The sequence below is a fragment of the bacterium genome, from assembly GCA_040755795.1.
Classification (GTDB): Bacteria; UBA9089; CG2-30-40-21; order CG2-30-40-21; family SBAY01; genus JBFLXS01.
The window spans coordinates 1-2,984 of sequence record JBFLXS010000455.1 but is presented as its reverse complement, the minus strand read 5'-3'; the positions used below and the strand labels follow the sequence as shown (position 1 = coordinate 2,984).

The window sequence follows — 2,984 nt, the reverse complement described above, 5'->3', positions numbered from 1 at the left end:
AAGATATGGAAATAAATCAGATAACAGAAAAGATTATTGGTGCAGCCATTGAAATACATAGGACCTGCTTGCCGAATGTTCAGCCGGCAAGCCAGATTTGTTAATCCATCCCTGATTTTCATCAGGGTAAGTTTAATGTTGTTGTACTCAAGAGCTTGCACTGATGAAAATCAGGGATGTTAAGCGTATCGTCCATAAATTTTAATTTTCTTCTCTGCGTCTCTGTGTCTCTGCGGTGAACGGTTACGAATTATCGAATAGAGTCATTGGATGCGCTATAGCGGTGCATCGAACTCTTGGGCCAGGTTTGCTTGACACCGTGAAGAGTGATAATTCACAATTCACAATTGACAATTCACCATTCACCATTATTAAGGAAATTTAGGGAAGAAATGGTGAATGGTGAATGGTGAATGGTGAATAGTTACCACATTTGAAGGAAATTTTTCTATTGACACGGCATTAAAATTTTGATATAATTAGTCTATAGAAACAACAAGAGGAGGTAAAATGGGAATATTTACTGGGAAAAAGGTGTTAATAACTGGTGGATTAGGATTTATCGGAAGCACTTTAGCCTATAGATTGGTTGATATGGAGGCTCAAGTGACATTAATTGATTCCTTGATACCTGAATACGGTGGGAATCTATTTAATATTGACGGAATTAAAGATAAGGTCAAGATAAATATATCCGATGTCCGTGATAGCTATAGTATGAACTATTTAGTTCAAGGACAGGATTATATCTTTAATTTAGCCGGAACACTAAGCCATGTGGATTCAATGAAGGACCCTTACACCGATTTAGAGATAAATTGTCGGAGTCAATTATCTATATTAGAATCTTGCCGGAAGTATAATCCAGATGTCAAAATTCTATTTGCCGGCACTCGAGGACAATATGGCAAAGCACAATACTTACCTGTGGATGAAAAACATTCGATGTGCCCTATCGATGTAAATGGGATTAATAACATTGCTGGGGAACAATACCATATCCTTTATCACCAGGTTTATGGGATTAAATGTGTTTCATTAAGGTTATCCAATACTTTTGGACCAAGACATCAGATGAAACACTCACGACAGGGAATAATAAATTGGTTTGTTCGTCTGGGGATTGATAATGAAATGATAAATATCTATGGTGACGGCAAACAAATCAGGGATACTAATTATGTTAATGATGTTGTTGAGGCAATGCTTCTGGCGATGGGTAGCGAAAAAGCAAATGGTGAAATCTTCAACTTAGGGGGGTATCCGACTAACCTTGTTGATATTGTGAAATTGATTATAAAGATTTCTGGTAAAGGCAAATATCAACTTATTCCATACCCACCGGAGAGTAAAATAATTGAAATTGGAGACTATATTGCTGACTATTCAAAAATTAAATCAATACTTGGCTGGCAACCAAAGATTTCATTAGAAGAAGGTCTAAAAAGAACCATTGAATACTATGAAGAGTTTAAAAAATATTATTGGTAACAGGTAACTATTCACCATGTAGGAAAGTAGGAGAGTAGGGAAGTAGGAAAGGGAAAGAATTGGTGCAACAGATGTGCAGAGCGGCTGTTTCTATTCCAGCAAATATTGCAGAAGGTTTTAAGAAACTTAATTATCTGCCAGATTTTCAATCCATTTGGGATATATCTGAAGAAGTGAGTAGGATGCTTATAGGTTTAATCAAATCAATTAAGAGTAAAATAGTATGAAGTATTTTCCCCTCTTCCTACTTTCCTACTCCCTACTTCCTACTTGATTGGTATGCTGAATAGTTACGGTAACAGATTATAATGAAGATAGATTTAAATGAATGGATTAAAGTTATTCAAGGATATTCTTCAACAAAGGGTGAAGTCATCGCCGTTTATTTATTTGGCTCTATCTTAGTATCTCAAGACCTGACACAGGTTGAAGATGTAGATATTGCGTTTTTTCTTGAAGGTGGGGAGTCGGTTAATACCTTTACAAAGGCGATTGAATTAAACACCGACCTTTCTCAAGTGCTGAATTTCGATAAATTCGATGTGGTAATTTTAAATAATGCCCCATTACCATTTAGATATGATATTATTACGAAAGGCAGGGTTATCTATTCTAAAGATGATGAATTGCGGCGAGAATTTGAGGATTTATCAACAAAAAAATATTTTAAGTTTAAACCTTATTTAGAACATTACGATAAATATCTGGAATCACGATTAACCAGGAAAGGAGAAAATATGTTTAACAAAGAAATAGTTTTCCAACGAGCAAATATCTGTGAGAGTGCGTTAAAGAAATTAAATAAATTAAAAGAACTTCCAGAGACTATCTTTTTAACCGATGCCCAGAATATCGCCTTAGCCGAACATTACTTGCGAATAAGTATTGATTCATTAGTTGACCTTGCCACTCATATTATTGCGGTCAAAGGATTAGGAAGACCTGGCAGTTCTAAAGATATAATTAATTATTTAGTTCAATCTGAGGTAATACCCCAGGAATTTACCAGGACGACTTTGAAGTTGATAAAGTTACGCGATAGGCTAATTCATTTATACTGGGAAGTAGAATCTCCAGAAATATACGAGGTGGTGCAAAAGGAACTCTTGAATATTCTCAGTCTTCTTAATTACCTCTTAAAATATGTGGAAAAAGAATCAATCCCGGAAGAAGAGATTGAAATTAAGGCAGAATAAATCAGGGTGGAAAGATTTAAGCAGGTGTTTGTTTCTAAAGAGGCATTGGAATATCCAATGACACAAATTCTCTTAGAGAGATTCTCCCCCGATAAAATCGCCGAGGGAAAAAATTTGTAACCGTTCAGGCTATATATCAAAAGTGTAAGAAAGGGGATAAGGAGATAAAAGCGATATGGAGATAAGATAATAGAAATAGATTGAAATTTATAGAAATAGGTAGAAATTGATTGTGGAAAACAACAAATTTCCATAAATTTCTATTAGTTTCTATTAATTTCAATTTTTTTAATAATA

Annotated in this window: 4 protein-coding genes; 3 read left to right on the top strand and 1 reads right to left on the bottom strand. The window is 34.8% G+C overall.

Features of this window, described 5'->3' with window-relative positions; all coding sequences use genetic code 11:
* The first annotated feature begins 510 nt into the window (after positions 1–510).
* The 3 genes from AB1414_18240 to AB1414_18230 all read left to right on the top strand — a co-directional run bounded on the left by AB1414_18240 (position 511) and on the right by AB1414_18230 (position 2,687).
* Positions 511–1,491, top strand: a complete 981-nt coding sequence (locus AB1414_18240) for a GDP-mannose 4,6-dehydratase (protein ID MEW6609355.1) — start codon at positions 511–513, stop codon at positions 1,489–1,491.
* A gap of 59 nt (positions 1,492–1,550) precedes the next feature.
* Entirely contained in the window at positions 1,551–1,718 is a 168-nt protein-coding gene (locus tag AB1414_18235) for a four helix bundle protein (protein ID MEW6609354.1), read from the top strand.
* A gap of 81 nt (positions 1,719–1,799) precedes the next feature.
* The gene (locus AB1414_18230) at positions 1,800–2,687 is read left to right on the top strand and encodes a HepT-like ribonuclease domain-containing protein (protein ID MEW6609353.1); all 888 of its coding nucleotides are present in this window, start codon (positions 1,800–1,802) and stop codon (positions 2,685–2,687) included.
* Here the strand turns inward: AB1414_18230 and AB1414_18225 are convergent.
* Positions 2,621–2,941, bottom strand: a complete 321-nt coding sequence (locus tag AB1414_18225; GenBank protein MEW6609352.1) for a hypothetical protein — start codon at positions 2,939–2,941, stop codon at positions 2,621–2,623. The genes AB1414_18230 and AB1414_18225 overlap by 67 nt on opposite strands.
* Between the last annotated feature and the right edge of the window lie 43 nt (positions 2,942–2,984).